Annotated in this window: 13 protein-coding genes; 9 read left to right on the top strand and 4 right to left on the bottom strand. The window is 36.0% G+C overall.

What is annotated here, in order from left to right:
- Positions 1-31 precede the first annotated feature (31 nt).
- From KG732_RS10060 to KG732_RS10050, 3 genes are all read right to left on the bottom strand, one after another.
- Complete coding sequence (locus KG732_RS10060; RefSeq protein WP_213523150.1) at positions 32-1,243, bottom strand: hypothetical protein; 1,212 nt, start codon at positions 1,241-1,243, stop codon at positions 32-34.
- Position 1,244: 1 nt separating this feature from the next.
- Positions 1,245-2,450, bottom strand: coding sequence for a glycosyltransferase family 4 protein (locus tag KG732_RS10055; protein ID WP_300980417.1), 1,206 nt, complete (start codon positions 2,448-2,450; stop codon positions 1,245-1,247).
- 236 nt (positions 2,451-2,686) lie between these two features.
- On the bottom strand, positions 2,687-4,639 hold the full coding sequence (locus KG732_RS10050; protein ID WP_213523148.1) for an amylo-alpha-1,6-glucosidase: 1,953 nt from the start codon (positions 4,637-4,639) through the stop codon (positions 2,687-2,689).
- A 466-nt stretch (positions 4,640-5,105) separates the two neighbouring features.
- Here KG732_RS10050 and KG732_RS10045 point away from each other — a divergent pair, with 466 nt between their 5' ends.
- The 7 genes from KG732_RS10045 (at position 5,106) to KG732_RS10015 (ending at position 12,923) form a co-directional block, all read left to right on the top strand.
- Positions 5,106-6,002 (top strand): sterol desaturase family protein, encoded by an 897-nt coding sequence (locus tag KG732_RS10045; protein WP_213523146.1) that lies wholly within the window; start codon positions 5,106-5,108, stop codon positions 6,000-6,002.
- 421 nt (positions 6,003-6,423) lie between these two features.
- Positions 6,424-7,899 (top strand): vanadium-dependent haloperoxidase, encoded by a 1,476-nt coding sequence (locus tag KG732_RS10040; protein WP_213523144.1) that lies wholly within the window; start codon positions 6,424-6,426, stop codon positions 7,897-7,899.
- Between the two features lie 146 nt (positions 7,900-8,045).
- Positions 8,046-8,495 carry an N-acetyltransferase gene (locus KG732_RS10035; protein ID WP_213523142.1) on the top strand — a complete coding sequence of 150 codons (450 nt, stop codon included), beginning with the start codon at positions 8,046-8,048 and terminating at the stop codon, positions 8,493-8,495.
- A gap of 389 nt (positions 8,496-8,884) precedes the next feature.
- The gene (locus KG732_RS10030; RefSeq protein WP_213523140.1) at positions 8,885-9,754 is read left to right on the top strand and encodes a cation diffusion facilitator family transporter; all 870 of its coding nucleotides are present in this window, start codon (positions 8,885-8,887) and stop codon (positions 9,752-9,754) included.
- 373 nt (positions 9,755-10,127) lie between these two features.
- On the top strand, positions 10,128-10,931 hold the full coding sequence (proC, locus tag KG732_RS10025) for a pyrroline-5-carboxylate reductase (protein ID WP_213523138.1): 804 nt from the start codon (positions 10,128-10,130) through the stop codon (positions 10,929-10,931).
- Positions 10,932-10,933: 2 nt separating this feature from the next.
- On the top strand, positions 10,934-11,704 hold the full coding sequence (gene proB / locus KG732_RS10020) for a glutamate 5-kinase (RefSeq protein WP_213523136.1): 771 nt from the start codon (positions 10,934-10,936) through the stop codon (positions 11,702-11,704).
- A 7-nt stretch (positions 11,705-11,711) separates the two neighbouring features.
- Positions 11,712-12,923: a glutamate-5-semialdehyde dehydrogenase gene (locus KG732_RS10015; protein ID WP_292891372.1), complete on the top strand. Its 1,212-nt coding sequence runs from the start codon at positions 11,712-11,714 to the stop codon at positions 12,921-12,923.
- 227 nt (positions 12,924-13,150) lie between these two features.
- Here KG732_RS10015 and KG732_RS10010 read toward each other — a convergent pair whose 3' ends face one another.
- Positions 13,151-14,320 (bottom strand): MFS transporter, encoded by a 1,170-nt coding sequence (locus tag KG732_RS10010; RefSeq protein ID WP_213523132.1) that lies wholly within the window; start codon positions 14,318-14,320, stop codon positions 13,151-13,153.
- A gap of 351 nt (positions 14,321-14,671) precedes the next feature.
- Here KG732_RS10010 and KG732_RS10005 point away from each other — a divergent pair, with 351 nt between their 5' ends.
- Both KG732_RS10005 and KG732_RS10000 read left to right on the top strand, forming a co-directional pair.
- Complete coding sequence (locus KG732_RS10005) at positions 14,672-14,890, top strand: hypothetical protein (RefSeq protein WP_213523130.1); 219 nt, start codon at positions 14,672-14,674, stop codon at positions 14,888-14,890.
- A 552-nt stretch (positions 14,891-15,442) separates the two neighbouring features.
- Entirely contained in the window at positions 15,443-17,020 is a 1,578-nt protein-coding gene (locus KG732_RS10000; RefSeq protein WP_213523128.1) for an NADP-dependent glyceraldehyde-3-phosphate dehydrogenase, read from the top strand.
- Positions 17,021-17,596: the final 576 nt, after the last annotated feature.

Genomic DNA, 17,596 nt, shown 5'->3' with positions numbered 1-17,596 from the left:
CCAACACTGCTTACTATTTGCATCAACTTCGTTATAATAAAGGAATGGAAGTAGCAACTGCTTTGTTTGCATTTTCCAATCTCAATGAGAAGTCTGTCAGCACGTTCATATAATTAAGAAATGCATCGTATGGGCTGTTATACGGATTAAAATAGTTGTCAAAAAAGCCGTTGTCGCTCATATAATAAAAATGATCAGCCGACTGTAAATAGCTCCAATCCTTGTGCAACTGTTGGTTATTTAGCTTGCCCAATTTATTTTCTAAATGATATAAAGATTTAAAGGCCTCCATTTGCAATTCATTTTCAAAAACCTCATTTCCAACACTTTTACTACCTTTATAAGAATTAGGAAAAAAACTTTGTGATCTTGGTTGATGACTCTCTAATGCTTCTTGTGGTGTACTCAAAATCATCTCTTTATCTTCAGCCAGATAGTGCATCAAAAATTTTAAAAAAGAAAAAATTCCTGTGTTGCTTTTATGAGTTGATCCAAAGCTGGTGCAGTCCATCGTTATAGTAACTATTTTTTCTTTAGGCTGAAGGCCCTTTAACCAAGAGATGTACTTGTCGGCCGTAAGAGGCCATTCACTCCAATCCTTTTGAGAAAACCTAAAAGAGATGTCATTACTAAGAGATGAATTTCTTAAGAGAAACTTTAGGGGCTTTACTGAATTGTTTTTATAAATAGCATATTGATTTTTACCATGTACAACGGCCGCTTCGTCAGTTGTAATTATAGCCTTAAAACCCAATTCAAAAATGGTGTTACAAAGCTGTTCTGAGAGAATAAATCCTGTATTTAAAAAAGTGGATGGTATTTGTCTAAAGTGTTTTTCTATTGCTTTTTTATGAAGACCAACTTCCATAGAAAAGGAGTTCATAGAAGTCGCAGAAAATAGTGACCTGCTGTTCGTTTGACCTATAAATTCTACATTTCCTGTTGCTGCAAGTCGCTGAAAGCTTTCTAAAACATGTGGCGCATAGCGCTGCATTTGATCCAAAGCGGTTCCCGAAATAGCAAAACTTATTTTAATTGAATTACCATAGGTATTAATGAGATCCATCAAAATTTGAACTGTGGGTAAGTAGCTCTCTTCTGCAATGCTGAGCAGTAGTCTTGCATTATTTTCATGATCATAGTAATTATTATCATTACCAATATCAAAGAAGTGATATTTCTTTAGGCGAAACGGCTGATGCACCTCAAATAAGAACGATATATGTTTGGTAGTTGTTTTCATATCACGCTATGGATTTATATATGTGTGAGACCCCTATAGCGGTATGTTCCCATGTCAAGGTTTTAAGATCTCTGCTGCTGCTTCCTTTTACCATCTCGCCAAGTATTTTGTAATTCAACAACCCGTGAATGACGTCTGCGAGATTATCGGTATCCCAATAATCTACCTTTAGGACGTGTGGCAATACTTCTGAAACTCCCGATTGTTTAGAAATAATAACTGGCACATGGTTATATATTGCCTCAAGTGGAGTGATGCCAAAGGGTTCTGATACCGATGGCATGACAAAAATATCAGTCATTTTTAACATTCGCTGGACGGCATTACCTTTTAAAAAACCAGTAAAATGAAATTTAGTAGCCAATCCTTTGGAAGCTGCTTTTAATATCATCTCATTCATAAGATCTCCACTTCCCGCCATGACAAACCTTACATTTTTGTTTTTTTTTAAAACTTTTTCCGCAGCTTCAATAAAATACTCAGGTCCTTTTTGATACGTTATTCTACCTAAAAAGGTAACGATTTTATCTTTCAATAGTTTCTTGTATAGAGGTGATGGCTGTTCTTTTTGTATCACACCATTATAAACTGTAATGACTTTTTGAGATGGGATATGATAGTTGTGAATAACGGTTTTTCGAGTCAGGTTACTTACAGTCATTACTTTGTCTGCTGCTTGCATTCCAAGTTGTTCAATTTGGAAAACCTGCTTGTTGATATTCTTTGAACGATCGAACTCGGTGGCATGTACATGCACCACCATAGGTTTTCCACTCACCTCTTTGGCGAGTATTCCAGCAAGATAGGTAAGCCAGTCATGTGCGTGAATAATATCAAATTCTACCTCTAATGCGATTTGAGAAGCAACTACAGCCAGCCAATAAACTTCCTCTAAGAGGTTTTCTTGATAGGTGCCAGAAAATGTATAGGTATCCATTTTCATATTTTGAAAGCTATTGGGACGTATTTGATAGATGGCTTGATTTAATAATGTTACATATTTGGCACTCCATTTTTTAGGCAGCTTAATATGGCTCGCACTGATCAATTGAAACTGTGGCGTTTTCAATTCTTTAGTGGTATTGGGAATCACAAATTTGACGTCATAACCAACATTTATAAGTCCTTGAACTAGTCCATGGCAAGCTGTGGCCAATCCTCCTGAAATTTCTGGTGGATACTCCCACCCAAACATTAATACCTTCATATTTCTAAGCTTTGTAGTTGGATATGTAACTCTAGCAAGAAATAAAAATCAAAACATTGCTGTTGATTCCACTTTAAATAAAGCAGATTAAGCACTATATCCCTTACTATTTTTCGTTTTAAAACAACGAGTTATTCTTGCATTAAGAATTGAAAATAAAGAAAGAACAGTGTTTTTAAAATGACATAAATCATGCTACATGGGAACATATAAGGGTTTAGAATAGCGAGCTTCCCTTATTTTATTTTATAATACTTGTGCAGCATTTGATGTATTCTTAGCAACTCTGCCACACTCCAAGCTTGTGAAATAGCACCTCTCGGATGATGTGGTGGGTCCCCATCATATACTTCAGAAACCGTTCCTAATCCATGCTCTTGTAACGTGTTTTCAAAATCATTATAAAGAGACTGTATCCACCCGACTCCTTTGTTTTGGTGAATTTTCAAATACCCTTCTGCATAATGACCTAAAAGCCAAGGCCATACGGTACCTTGATGGTATGCACTATCACGACTCTGTTGACTTCCTTGATATGAGCCAATATAATTAGGATCATCTGGGCTTAAGCTGCGCAATCCCCTTGGAGTAAGTAATTTGTTTTCAACCACTAACAATACGGCTCTACACTGCTTTTCATTTAAAGGCGTAAAAGCTAAAGAGGTAGCAATAACTTGATTAGGGCGTATCGACCAATCCACAAAGCCATCTTTTGCAACATCTGCCAAATAACCTTTTTCTTGATCCCAAAAAGTTTCTAAAAATGCAGTTTTTATTTTATTAATATAAGGCTCCCAATTACTGACAAAATCTTCATCACCACTTAATCGAGCAGATGCCACGCTAAAACACACTGCATTATACCAAAGGGCATTAATCTCAACAGCATAACCCATACGCGGGGTAACCACTTTATTTTCACAGACAGCATCCATCCATGTAAGGGCAACTCCTTCTTCCCCAGCATAAATCAGAGCGTTGTCTTGCATCTGGATATTATATTGTGTGCCTTCCTTATACCCATTTAATATAGATTTCATGTAAACCCCATACTTTTTCCATAGTGTTGAAGGGGTAGCTGTATGTTGCACATATTGTTGAAGGGTCCAGAACAACCATAAAGGGGTATCTACAGCGTTCCTTGCTGCTTGTTTTCCTGTACCTAAATTAGGGAATAGTGGCCCGTTAAGCTCTTGAATCATACCATCCAATACGGCTTTAAAGTCTTTCACATTTCCTTGACTCAAAGTAAGCCCAGGTAATGCGATAAACGTATCCCTGCCCCATCGATTAAACCAAGGATAGCCAGCAATCACTTCAGTCTGTCGATCTCGTTGGATTATAAATTGGGAAGCGGCATGTATCAAACAATCCTCCATTGTTTTAAATAAAGGAAGCTTTTGGACTGCTTTTGTAAAACTACTTTTTAAACCTTTAGGATTTACTTCTTTTAATCCCGCAGAAAAGACCAGGCTTTCACCTTTCCTTAAATCTGCTAAAAAATACCCAGGCTTCCAAAGATCTTCATGATAGTCATAACCTCGTTCCTTTTCCCTTTCATATTCAGCATTGTAGTACCAGTCTGATTCCTCTACAAATGTTGACTTGTTTGACGAGAATTGTAAAAAAAGCTTGTCGTATAGTTCATAAGGATGAAAGCACACACCACTAGGCACTTTGATATTTCTGGTATTCCAAGTAGAATTTGCCTTATTCAAGCAATGTTTATTCTTAAACGCTAAAAATGGGTTTAATTTCAACTGCACCGCCGATTTTGAATCTATTAACGTGTACCTTATTAAAATTTGATTCTTGTATGGCACCAATACCAGCTCCTTGGTGAGGATCACATGACCTATCGCATAGGTAACTTTATGCACCGGTTCTACCTCTATAGTGCTGATATAGTGACATGAATGAGGAGCATAGGTATTGGGATATTTTTGAGTTCCCAATTCATAATGATGTTGATCCTCTGTAATTTCCTCGGTAATAGTAGATAAAAGTACATGTTGATCTAAGTCAATATGTGGTTGAGGCACCGCTAGTAACCCGTGATATTTTCTTGTATTGGTACCAATTATTGTGGAATAGCAATAACTGCCTACATTGTTAGTTTGGAGGACTTCTCTTTTAAGAGAATAATCAAGATTGGAAATTTGGCTGGATGTGATTTTTATATAACTCATTTTTTGTTCAGTTAAGAACTAAAAGTAAAATGATTTTAAATCTCATCACATGATTTAAATCATGTAATAAATTAGAAAACAGGATATTAGAGGCACCCTTACCTACACAATGTCAAGTGTTTTTTTGTATGGTATAAAGTGTATTCTCGCTTTCGCGAAAGCGAGAATACTCACATCAAATTCTACCAAATGAAAATCTATTTGAAAAGAAGTTACTTCCAAGATTTTCTGTCGAAATGCTTACGCACCTTATTTTCTTATGGATACAGCACTTCCTCCAATGTGATAAGTCCTCCTATAGGTCTGGAGCATTTATTTAATTAATAACAACTTACCCAATATTAGTGGTAGAGTAATTCATAAAAAGCTTATTTTTCAAAATTAGGGTTCTTTTTGGAAAAGCATGCGGTATGTTACCAGCGGCATTCCATTTTAAAGAATCTCACTAAAAGAACTCACTCGCTATATGAAAGAAAATCCCCTAACTATGGAAATGTTATTGGACCAGCTTGCTGGTCTAGAAATCATCCAAATAGCTGCAATCCCAATGATTTTACTTGTATTGATGGAGTGGTTGTTTACCATTTATCAAAAAAAAGAGTACTATAATGGACTAGATACGTTATCTGCCACATGTATAGGTCTTGTAAATGTTGGAATTTCTGCCCTTTTAAAAATAGGGATTTTCGGGGTCTTTTTGTTTTTTTACAATGCAGTTCCTTGGAGCATTCCAAGAGTATGGTGGGCTTATATTCTCTGTATCATTTCTATTGATTTTTGTAGGTACTGGTCGCATCGATTAACTCATGTCAATCGCTTTTGGTGGGCAACTCATGTGACTCATCACAATTCTGAGAAATATAACTGGTCGGTTTCTTTTAGATTGGGGTGGACGCAGCACATCAAAATTATATTTTTTATCCCGATCATTCTGATGGGATTTGATCCCGTACTATTTTTTATATGCCATCAAATTGAGGTGTTGTATCAGTTTTGGATACACACAGAATATATTAGAAAATTGCCTGCTCCTATTGAATATATTTTTGTGACACCATCGCACCACAGGGTTCATCATTCAAAAAATGAAAAATATTTGGATAAAAATTTTGGATCGACATTTATTGTTTGGGATAGACTTTTCGGGACCTTTCAAACTGAAGAAGAACAAGCCATATATGGTATCACAAAACCAATCAATTCCTATAATCCCATTACGTTGAATTTTCACGAATGGAAGGACATCGCGTTAGACGTTATAAAAAGTCGCTCCATAAAAGAAGCTTATGCCGTGACATTTACCAGTCCTGCTAAGTTGGCTGAAGTTAAAGCCCATTTTGAAGCTGCCTCTTTAAAAAAATAAAACAAGCTTATCCTACAAGAACGCATTAAGCAGTGGTTGCTACCTCAATCAACTAAGTTATTTGATTTTACTGCCCCCTTTTAGAAAGATGAAATAAGATGGAAGACTAATTATTACGGGATGAATCGATCAAGGAGCAATACACTTAAATTAGTTCAAGACCATTCAATTTGCTTTTTAGTAGGTTTAACAACTGCAAGTAATAGGCTGCTCTACTAGATGCACTTGATCAGTGTTCATCACTAAATAGGTGCCTATTCTCTTTAATGCTTCGCTTTTGTTCTTTTTCGCTTGACCATATTCCAGATAACCGTTCATACTATTATAATTTTTTATATGTAATTTGTTTGCTAACTTCGTTATATCATTATGTACTCTATAATATAGCTGAAGCCAACCTTTGCTTTTGAAAAATATGAACATGAAAAAAAAACTCGTATTATTTTTAACTATACTAATTTTTATTAGCTGTAGGCAAGAAAAAAATCAACATGATCCACAAATTTTCACAGAAAATGAAGAGCCAACAGGAGTTGATAACTTAGCCTACAAATGGGGACAGATGGCTTTAATTGCCCAAGCAAAGGATACCGAAAGGTTTCAACCAAGACCTACTGTCACTTCTAGATACTTGGGATTGGTATTTGTTTCCATCTTTGATGCATGGAGTAGATTTGATGAAAAAGCACTTCCGGTGTACCTTGACAAGGTTGAAAGAAAGCCAATTAATGAACGCAATTTAAGAAACAAAGAGATAGCTATTAGTTATGCTGCTTTTAGAGCCTTGAATGAGTACTATTATTCAGACCAAAAATTGTTTGCCGAGTTCATGATAGAACTTGGATTAGACCCTAACAATAATTCCTTAAATCCCAATACTCCTGAAGGTATTGGAAACCTCGCTGCAATGGCTGTTATTAATGCTAGAAAGGGTGATGGGGCCAATCAATATGGAGAAGAAGATGGATCAAATGGAATACCTTATTTTGATTATACCGGATATGCTCCAATAAATTCGCCAGATGTGAACATCGACCCAGATCGATGGCAACCTAAATACTTTTCAGACGGTAAAGGAGGTACTTATGCCCCTAGTTGTCTCACTCCTTTTTGGAATAAGGTAGAACCCATTGCATTAAAATCTGCTGATCAATTCCGTCCGGGACCACCACCAAAAATAGGCTCTATGCAAATGAAGCTAGAGGTTCAAGAAGTTATTGATTTGCAAAAAAATCTAACTGACTATCAAAAAGCCTTGGTAGAATTTATGCGAGATGGTCCCGAGTCTGTTCAACAAGCTGGACATTGGTTAAAGTTTGCACAAGAGGTTTCCCTTAGAGATGACCACACTCTAGATCAAGATGTAAAAATGTATTTCTATAATCAGATCGTAGCAATGGATGCGTTTATTGCTAATTGGGATTCTAAAATGTTTTATGACTCTGCCAGGCCTTATGCATTGGTTCATGAGTATTATGAGGGACAAAAAATTAAAGCTTGGGGAGGAGAAGGCAAAGGAATGATAGAAATAGATGGCTCGAAATGGCAACCCTATTCACCCCCTGTATTTTTATGCCCTCCATTTCCTAGTTATACTTCAGGTCATAGTACCATAAGTGGTGGATGTGCGGAAGCATTAAAAATATGGACTGGTAGTGAAAAATTTGGTTCTGAGGCCTTACTAGTGGCGGGTGCCTTAACAGAACCTGATCACCTAGGAAGTACGATTACTTTGAAATTCCCCACATTTACAGAAGCTGCTGAAATGGCTGGAATATCGCGAGTATTAGGAGGATATCACATACAGTCGGATAATATTGCAGGATTAGAATTGGGTAGAAAAGTAGCTAGAGAAGACTGGAAGTTTTACAAAAAACATATAGGAGAGGAATTATAATTAACCATTAAGACGATCAACCTCTTTGATTTTAATCAGACTAAAAGGTCTCCCCTTTTGTCTAGGCTTGTTGTCACTTAAAAATTTAAGGCAGCACCTGTTCCAACACTCCTATCCTATTGCACCCTAGATCAACTCTTATTAAAATGATCAAGAAACTTCAAAATACCAAGATAGAAGTATCTAAAAAAATTCATGCTGTTTTTCAAGCCTCCTATACAGTAGCGGCCAAAATTTTAAAAGCTATTGATTCCCCTTCTTTAAGCAGCCCTCTAAAAAATTACAAGGAAAGTAAAACTGACTTTTTGGGTTTTATTAAGAATAAGGAATTAGCCGGAGTCATTGAAATAAAGCATGCCAATGATCATACCCGTATTGCAAGTCTGGTTATAAAACCAGACTGTTTCAGACAAGGAATTGCAAGTCAACTGATAGGGTTTGTTTTTAATACTACTTATGACTCCGGTATATTTATTGTAGAAACTGGTCTGATTAATGGACCAGCCAATGGGCTCTATAAAAAATTCGGTTTTATAGAGGTGAGCCAATGGGACACTGAATTTGGTATTCGCAACATACGATTGAAACGCAATTAAAATATTAGCAACCGGGGTGCTATTGAACTGGAATAAAAAGCAAAGTAGTTTTTTGGTCAAAAATTTAAAGACAATATATAACACACCCCTATTATTAGTCCCTTTTTTTAAAAGTAGAAAAAATGTTGCTAAGTTCTTTAAATCCGTAGCCTTAGTGAGATAAAAAAAGACCGATTACTCCTGAAAATAACTTTATTTAAGTGTTAATAAGTACGTTACCTACTTTTAAAACTGACCCAGAAGTACTACCTTGTTGATCTCGTTATGATGTCAAATTTTTAAAGGTGTTGATTGTTGTAGAGAATAATGATGGGTATTCCGTTGTGGTGATCGAGTCCCTTAATAACCTTTGTTTCTTATAAATTTTTACTGCTGAATAAATAATAAAAATGAATAATTTACAAACTGCTATACGAACGACGTACTTCAGCATCATCGGAAACCTTGCTTTAGCTCTTATAAAAGGATGTGCTGGTTTCTTTGGAAATTCTTACGCGCTGATCGCAGATGCGATAGAATCCATAGCAGATATTTTTGCTTCATTTTTAGTGTTATTAGGGTTTACATATGCCAAGAAACCTGCCGACAAAAATCATCCCTATGGACATGGTAAAATTGAACCTTTAATCACATTTGCGGTAGTTGTTTTTCTTGTGATCTCCGCTACCTTAATTGCTTACCAAAGCATTCAAAATATTCAGACACCCCATAAAGCCCCAAAAGCATGGACACTGATTGTGTTGGGGCTAATCATCATTTGGAAAGAAGTCTCCTTTAAAATTGTGATAAAAAAAAGTAAACAAACCAATAGTTCTTCTCTTAAAGCAGATGCATGGCATCATAGAAGTGACGCCATAACATCTGTAATGGCATTTATTGGAATAACAGTAGCTCTATTTTTTGGAAAAGGCTATGAAATAGCTGATGATGTTGCAGCCCTGTTTGCATCATTCTTTATTTTATACAATAGCTATTTGATTTTAAGACCCGCTTTAGGAGAGGTAATGGACGAGCAACTTTACGGTGACCTACAAAATGAAATCAGGAAAAAATCATTAGAAGTGGAAGGCGTTTTAGGTACTGAAAAATGTTTTATCCGCAAAGCCGGAATGAAATTTCACGTGGATTTACACGCTATCATTGACGGGCAGATTTCTGTAAAAAAAGGTCATGACATCTCCCATCATTTAAAAGATCATTTAAAAAACAAATTACCTAATTTAGGACAGGTACTTATTCATATTGAGCCCGATCATTAAATAGGATGAAGTGAATAGTGATATTTAACTGATTACAAGGTTACATGTTATCATTATGGTATTAAAACACCTCAAATGAGTCAGAAATGGCCAAAAAAAATAGAATAACTCACAAATTTTAGTGTTTTTTTAAAAAAAAACTACTAAAAACCTCCAACTTGTCACCGACAACTTGGCGCTTCAACCCGGTTACATAAAATAAAATTTAAGGTTTTAACAACCATTAATAACATATACCTTGAATTTCGCAACTATTAGTCCATTCCATTTAAGATACCTCAATTCTTTTAATATAAATAATCATAAGGATACTTCTGTATAATACTTGCAGTGGTTAAGATTCAATTAATATTGATAATGAATACCTTATAACATGAAAGTATTAGTAATTGGCGCAGGAAATATGGGCTTCACTTATTCTGAAGGAATGGCAAGCTCGCCGCTGCTCTCAAAACAAAAACTTAGGATCTATGATACCGACCCTAATAAAATTAAAACACTAAATGAAGATGGAAGGTTCCAAGTTTACAGCAAACTGGAAGATTGTTTGCCTAAATCGGACATTGTTTTTATAGCTGTAAAGCCTTACCACTGTGAAGGTTTATTTGAAGAAATGAAATCCTTGATCAATCAGGGACAACTATTTGTTTCCTTGATGGCAGGGGTCACTATTGATACCATTCAAAATCAATTAGGTGTTCAAAAAGTAGTGAGAACCATGCCTAATTTACCAGCTCAAGTGGGAAAAGGGGTCACTTCTTACACAGAATCTGAAGAAGTTTCTCGTGTAGAACTTCTTATGGTACGCAACCTTATTGAAACAACAGGGGTTTCTATACATGTAGAAACTGAAAACTTTATTGATGCCTCTACAGGAATTTCTGGTAGTGGACCAGCTTACGTATTTTATTTTATGCAATCTATGTTAGATGCAGCTCTTAAAATGGGCTTTTCAGAATACGACTCCAAAGTATTAGTAAGCAGCACCTTTGAAGGAGCTATAGCGTTGTTCAATCAAAACAACATCTCTCCTGAATCATGGATTGACAAAGTAGCCTCCAAAGGAGGAACAACAAGAGCTGCCATTGATTCTATGGAAGATAATAACGTCAACGAACTTATAAAAGACGCTGCTTATGCAGCATTTGATAGAGCGGTAGAACTAGGAAAAGAATAATTATGGGACCGAAAAGAATCGTAGTAAAGGTCGGTACCAACGTATTAACTAATAAAGATAACAGGATCTTAGGACCGGTTATTAAAGAATTAGTACGTCAAATTTCAGTGTTGTACGAGCGTAACATCATGGTTGTACTGGTATCTTCTGGATCTGCCATTGCAGGAAAAGAAATTCTCGGAGATACTAAAATAGAAGACCCGTCTATCAGAAGACAAGTGTACTCTGCGGTAGGACAACCTAGAATGATGCGCCATTACTATAGTATTTTTCATGATTATGGAATGCGATGCGCACAAGTACTAGCCACTAAACGTGATTTTGATGCTGGATTGCACAGAAAAAATATGATCAATTGTTATGAAGGATTGCTCTCTGAAGGGGTTATTCCTATAGCTAATGAAGATGATGCGGTATCTCTAACCATGTCCATGTTTTCTGATAACGACGAGTTAGCTAGTTTAGTTGCCGAATTATTAGATGCCGATAAATTAATTATCTTATCTGATACTGACGGATTATACACTGGACATCCTGATGATGCAGATTCCACTATGATCAACGAAGTAAGATCTGACCAAAACGTAGAACAATACGTGAAGGCTTCTAATAAAAAAGAAGGCGAAGGCAGAGGTGGTATGGGATCTAAATTGAAGATCGCCAAAAGTACGGCTCAAAAAAACATCCCTACTTATATTGCTAACGGGAAACGCGCCAATGTGATTGTAGATATCATTGACGATAAAGAAGTAGGAACAAAATTTATACACTAATAAAGACATTCCAATAGATATGAAATTATTAAGCTCAGAAATAAAAAATCAAGTCCTCAACTCCATGATCTCGATCATTGATAGAGAACGCAACGCTGTTCTAGATGCTAATAAAAAGGACTTACAGGCATTTAATAGAGAAGACCAAGCTCTATATGACCGACTAGTGGTGAATGATGCCAAAATTAACAGTATGATCCAAGCCATCAAAGAAGTTCAAGCCCAAGAGGATCCTGTAGGAAAAGAAATATCTGATGTAACTTTAGATAGCGGGTTGAAAATCACCAACAAAACGGCTCCGTTTGGTACCATCATGATTATATATGAATCCAGACCAGATGTAACTATAGAAGCCGCTGTACTCGCTTTTAAAGCCAATAATAAAATTTTGTTGAAAGGTGGAAAAGAAGCCTTGAATAGCAACATCGTTTTAGAAAAATGCTGGCACGAAGCTTTAGAAGAAAATGGACTTTCCAAAGACTGGATCAAATTGCTCCATTTAAAACGCGAAGAAACTCAAGAGTTCTTAAAAAATCCAACTGAAAAATTAGATCTTATAGTGCCTAGAGGTGGCGAGCGTTTGATCAAATTTGTCAAGGATAACGCTACCTGTGCTGTACTGATCAGTGGACGCGGGAATAACTTTTTATATGTCGGGAAAGATGCCGATTGGGAAAAAACTATAAAGGTGATTGTGAATGCAAAAACAGATAAAATATCGGGGTGCAATGCCTTGGATAAAGTCTTAATCGATAAAAATATTCCTAATTACCAAGACAAAGTAAAGGAATTACAGGCTGTTTTGACCAATTTAAAAGTAGAATTGGTAGTTGATGAACACATAGGAAAAATTCTTCCTAAGGAAAATGTCATAACCAGTCAAGATATATGGTATGAAGAGTTTTTGGCCATGAAACTATTAATTGCCGAAGTGGATAACGCCACTACAGCCATTGATATGATCAATAACTATTCTGGAGGCCACTCTGCTGTGATACTTACAGAAGATATAGAGTCTGCTAAAGTCTTTATGGAACAAGTAGATAATGCCGCAGTGTACCATAATGCCTCCACAAGATTTACCGACGGTGGTCAAATGGGAGTTGGTGCAGAATTAGCGATCAGTACCGATAAATTGCATCACAGAGGGCCGTTAGGCTTAAAGCAGTTGGTGACCAATAAATATTATGTTTTTGGGGATGGTCACGTCAGGGTATAAGCTATTAGTATCTTATCCGCTAGGATCAAGTAACTTCTTCAGCAAATTAAAAAACCTTGCTGCTTAGCAAAAAGCTATGTCCAGCGAGATGGCTTTTTGATTTCTTTGATGTCGGAATAGGTCTCATTAAACGTTATAGGCAATAGTTAGTTTTGGGCTTTAAAACTTATCACTGTTCCGCTTTCGCGAAAGCGAGACAACAACAGTAGAAACTCTAAAACTTAAGGTTAATTGTTGCGGTACTTTTTACTTATACGAACTACCACCAAACCAAAAGCGGACACAATCAATAGTAATAAAAATACATAGCTCATCATTAAATTGCTCCAATTAGAGATCAGCCCCAATAAAACAGGACCTACAAGAAAACCCATGAACCCTATTCCAGAAACAACTGAAATAGCCACAGAAGTATTCAAATGTTTTGTTTTACCAGCTAATCTGAAGACTTCAGGGATGATTACAGAAATTCCCAAACCTAATACCCCAAAGCCAAAAACAGTAATATAAAAATTGGAAACCAATATTAAAGAATAAGCCACCGCTGCGATGATCAAGCCAAAACTTATAGACCTGATAGCACCTATTTTTTTACTGACACCATCTCCTAAAAACCTACCAAGGGTCATGGTGAGTGAAAAAATCACAAATCCAAAACCTGCCTGACTTTCCGAAACACGGACGATATCAAACAAAAATAAATTGCTCCAATGTTCCACTGCTCCCTCATTAAACATGATAATAAAGGCGATGATTGATAAGCCTAATACAGGTTTTATGTTTTTAAATATATTGGTGCTTTCACTACTCTTATCTTCCTTGGGTTCTTCGATATTGCTGTAACTAGGAGCTAACAACAAAGTGGATAGGATAATAAAAGAAGACATCAACAACATATGGTAACTGGGGTTTGAACATTGGAGGATGAGAAAACTGCCTATTCCCGCTCCTATAAAACCTCCTAAACTAAAAAAACCATGCGCTGCAGACATAAAATTTTGCTGATCTCTTTTTTCTATAATGGAAACCAAAGCGTTCATGGACGTGCCTGTAAAGCCAGAAAAAATGCCTGTGAACAATAAACTGCTACACAGTAAATAATAATTAGAAGCTAGTAAGGGTAAATTAAAAAATAAAGCCAAAAATAAGATCCCCAATTGAGTAGAGCGACCTACCCCTATTTTGTTATTGATATATGGTACAAAAGGTATGGATATCAATAACCCACAGGCCGTAAAAAATAAAGCCAAACCAATTTGAGAATCGTTCAATTCAAATTTCATTTTAATATGTGGCAAATAGAGGATCCACGTGCCTATTAAAATATTTACTGAGGCAAACACCCAAGAAGGGGCAAAATATTTTAAGTTGGAAAGAATGAGTTGTAAGGATTTCATCAACCAGATTTTTTTTTGCAAAGAAACAACACAGACCACTTAGTTGACCTTTTATTTGATAGCATATTTAAAATGATCATGGAATACCCAAAGTCAATAAAATAGAAGCCTATAGTAGCACTAATAACAACTAACAGTCCCTGTTTGCTGATTACTAAAAGTCTGATGCATAATATTCCTTTTAATTATCTTGTCTTTTAGGTAATGTGAACTACCCATAAACTTCTTATACCTTTAAAGAATGGAAGTAGTAAGCATTTTCAAAAGAGCGCTTCGGCTATTTGTTTACCATTAGTTCAATATAAACACCACCTTACTTATTTAGTTCCAGATGTTGAGTTTCTTTCAGAGGTGGACGATGCTATTCAACTTGCAGACCAGTCCAGTACTGTAGAACAAGTTTTTGCTATTGATACCCATCATATCAAAATAAACGAAAAAGGTAGGGTTTTAAATCAAAAACATGCGATGAATAGAGCGGCACAATTCATTATCGCTTTATGTCATAAAAGTAAAGAAGCTTATCAGGTTACTCCCGAATTTGAGCCTTGGGAAATAGAATTGCATTGAAAACATTTAAAAACAGATAAAAACTACAGGTACTTATTTCCGCTATACCCTAAGACTACTTTGTATTAATTTAATAAGACCACTCCCTACAATAAAGTGAGAAAAATATTAGTTAAAAATATAGGTATTTTGTTTCTAAACTTTCTCCTCCGCAACAGATAGCATTTCTAACCTCACATCCAAAAATCCCTTTAATGTATTTTATATCTCAACGATATTCGTTTTGAAATTTAAAATTTCACTCCTAACTATAAGGAGCTACACGTTATAAGGTAGTTGTTAAATCTGCTGCAAGTGTCAATTGTAGCTACTCTTTTTTTTAAAAAAAAATAGCGGTTTTGATGCTATCACTTTCGCGAAAGCGATGGCAGCACTCCTTGTATTGATCAAACAAAGAAGCCCCGTAAGAAAATAGCAAAACCAAATAAGTTAAATATTTACGTTGCAAAAGGTGTAAAAGCTTAGACATTCGTTTAACGTTTATAAAGAATCCGTTAAGCGGAAAATTCCTATATTTCGATTCTATTTATATCAACACAAGAGCGTTACCCTATGAACATTCCAGAAAAGTATCAAATTAAAGATCGTGTAAATCAAAAATTCTACCTGGTTAACGGGGAATTAAGACAGTGGAATGGTGAAAGCTCTGAAGTCTTTTCAAGTATATCGTCAACAAAAAATTATCAGCCTACCCTTCTAGGTAGTGTACCTACTTTAGGAGAACATGAGGCTTTAGAAGCTTTGGACGCAGCAGTTGAAGCCTATGATCGAGGTCAAGGCTTATGGCCTACAATGAAAGTAGAGGACCGCATCTCCTGTATGAAAAAGTTTGTAGAACAAATGAAAATGAAACGCGAAGCAGTTGTAAAATTGTTGATGTGGGAAATTGGTAAAAACTTAGCAGACTCTGAAAAGGAGTTTGATAGAACGGTAGATTATATCTTTGATACTATTGAAGATTACAAGAAAATGGACCGTAATAGTGCAAAATTTGAAAAGCATAGCGGTGTAAATGCACATATACGAAGAGGCCCTCTTGGGGTTGTGTTGTGTCTTGGTCCTTATAATTACCCTTTAAATGAAACCTTTGCCCTTTTAATACCCGCATTGATCATGGGCAACACGGCTATTTTTAAGCCTGCTAAATTTGGAGTACTTTTATTATGTCCTCTTTTGGAAGCTTTTCAAAATAGTTTTCCTAAAGGTGTTGTCAATATTATTTTTGGAAGAGGTAGAACGGTAGCAAATCCTATCATGAAAGATGGTCGAGTTGATGTGCTGGCACTCATAGGACATAGCAATTCGGCAAATGCCTTACAAAGTGTACATCCTAAGAGCAATCGCTTGCGTATGGTTCTAGGGTTGGAGGCTAAAAACCCTGCAATTGTATTACCCGATGCAGATTTAGATTTAGCTATAGAAGAATGTATTGCAGGAGCAACATCATTTAATGGACAACGTTGTACCGCTCTTAAAGTATTGTACGTACATGAGTCCATAGTTGATGAATTTAACAACCGTTTCTGTCAAAAAGTAGATGCTCTTCAATTTGGTAATCCATGGGAAGATGGGGTTCAGTTAACGCCTTTACCAGAACCCAATAAACCTGCTTATATACAAGAGTTGATAGATGATGCACTAGAAAAAGGCGGAAATATTATCAATGAAAAAGGAGGACAAACTACTGATAATTATATCTTCCCTGCTGTTATATATCCGGTAACAAAAAACATGCGGGTTTATGAGGAAGAGCAATTTGGGCCAATTATACCTATCATATCCTTTACAGATATTGAAGAACCACTAGACGACATGGCAGCGTCTAATTATGGCCAGCAAGTCAGCCTATTTGGCAAAGACGTGCAAACACTAGCACCACTAATAGATACCTTAGTAAATTTAGTTTGCCGTGTTAATCTGAACAGTTCATGTCAACGAGGTCCAGATGTATATCCGTTTACGGGTAGGAAAGACTCTGCTGTTGGTACCTTAAGTGTACATGATGCCTTGAGATCCTTTTCTATCAGAACATTTTTGGCGTCTAAAGACAATGATTATAATAATGCTATATTAAAGAACTTGATGGATGCCAAAACATCAAACTTTGTAAGTACTGATTACATACTCTAAAAAGGGTAGGAAAAGATTTGAACGTTAGTTTGTAACTAATTGATGAACTAAAAAACTGCAGGACTTTTTAAGATATATTATGATAAAATAGAAAGCCTGCCAAAACTCACAATTTGATTATTGGAAGTGTACTGCTTAAAAACGCTAAAGCTGCTTACCCAATTACTCCAGATATGCTTAAAGAACCATGCCTTTCAGCCATTTTTATAGGGACAGTTGTAATACAAAGTCGAGGTTGAGCAACCACTAAATTTGAAACGCGTTAAGGTCCTATAAACTTCATTGATGATAAGTGATTATTCTTTAGTTAGTAGGCCAATAGCCAATTCTTTCATATAGGCAATTTTGCTGAGCCATGTTAACCTTCCTTTCATGTTGACGTGATCAAACATCGTTTAGGAAGCTGCTTGTAAAAAATATGCCTGCCTAATAAAGGGATGGAATATCCTAACAGAAAAAGTAGTCCCTGAAGAAATCAATACAACCTTGGGGTGGTAATGAAGAACGGTGCCTGGTTAAAGCAGTCAACTTCAAGCGCACCTATATGGCCTAAAACTCATTTACATCAATAGGTCC

Origin of the sequence: Nonlabens sp. (genome assembly GCF_018401815.1) — a bacterium.
Taxonomy (GTDB): Bacteria; Bacteroidota; Bacteroidia; order Flavobacteriales; family Flavobacteriaceae; genus Nonlabens.
This window is presented reverse-complemented; position numbering and strand designations above follow the sequence as displayed.